This window comes from Pseudomonas sp. N40(2020) (genome assembly GCF_014472415.1).
Lineage (GTDB): Bacteria > Pseudomonadota > Gammaproteobacteria > Pseudomonadales > Pseudomonadaceae > Aquipseudomonas.
Genome location: NZ_JACSZV010000086.1, coordinates 1 through 1,309 on the forward strand (window position 1 = coordinate 1; position 1,309 = coordinate 1,309).

Consider the following 1,309-nt stretch of genomic DNA (forward strand, 5'->3'; position numbering starts at 1 on the left):
GCTGTCCCGTCCTGAATAAGGTTTACACCTTCTGACTTCTTTTCAGGAAGGTGAAATGGATACGGGTGCGAAACGCAGTCAGCGTGATTACACACTGGCTTTTAAATTATCGGTCGTCGACCAGGTCGAAAAAGGCGAGTTGAGTTATAAAGAGGCTCAGCGGCGCTATGGGATACAGGGTCGGTCGACGGTGTTGGTTTGGTTACGCAAGCATGGTCGCCAGGACTGGAGCCAAGGCGCCTCCATTCGCTCCCAGAGGATCAGACCTATGGACGAGCCAACCTTGCCATTGACTCCCGAGCAAAGAATCAAAGAACTTGAGGAGCAGTTGGCGCTGGCGAATCAGAAAGCCCAATTTTTTGAAGCCGTGGTTGATGTTCTGAAGAACGACTACGGCGTATCTGTCATAAAAAAGCGACCCGGCAAGTCGTTGCGCAAACCGAAACCCTGAGTGTCAGCAGGGCTTGCCAATTTATGGGAATAAGCCGTCAGGCCTATTACAAACGTAACCGGGTCTACAGGGCGCGGGCCGACCAGGATCGGCAGCTCATAGCGTTTGTACAGAAAATCCGTGTCCGCCAACCTTGCATCGGTACCCGCAAGCTGCACTCGATGATGCATGAGCAGCGCGAGCAACAGGAGCTTCATGTTGGCCGGGATCGTTTATTCGCGGTTTTGCGTGAAAGCCGCCAGTTGGTCCACAGAAAGCGGGCGTATCACAAGACGACCGACAGTCATCATCGCTTCCGCCGACACCCCAATTTGCTGAAACCAAGCCCGGAACAAATAATCGCTAACGGCCCGGAGCAGGTCTGGGTGGCCGATATTACGTACCTGCCTACCCGTGATGGCGTGGCCTATCTGAGTTTGGTGACGGATGCCTTTTCGAGAAAAATAGTCGGCTATCACGTGCATGAGAATCTGCACACCAACTCCGTGGTGCAAGCCTTTCGAATGGCTTTGAAGCGGCGTCGAAGCGGTCAGAAACTAGTCCATCACTCGGATCGAGGCGCCCAGTACTGCTCAGCCCTTTACCAAGAAGTGCACGCAAAACATGGCATTACTTGCTCGATGACCGATGGCTACGACTGCTACCAGAACGCCTTGGCAGAGCGGGTCAACGGCATCTTGAAAACAGAGTTCTTGATCCATCGACCAGCGGATTTGGCGCAGGCCACACAGATGGTGCAAGAGGCGGTCACGATCTACAACCAGGAGCGGCCGCACCTGTCTTTAAAATACAAAACGCCCGATGCGGTGCATCGAGCGTTAGGGTGAAATAGGTGTAAACCTATTTCAGGACTAGACA

General features: G+C 53.3%; 1 protein-coding gene. It reads left to right on the plus strand.

What is annotated here, in order from left to right:
• Nucleotides 1-55: 55 nt before the first annotated feature.
• A protein-coding gene (locus IAI51_RS27720; protein WP_410458027.1) for an IS3 family transposase occupies nucleotides 56-1,278 on the plus strand; the annotation gives its coding sequence in 2 pieces (ribosomal slippage) (nucleotides 56-407 and nucleotides 407-1,278; 1,224 coding nt in all).
• The last annotated feature ends 31 nt before the right edge of the window (nucleotides 1,279-1,309 follow it).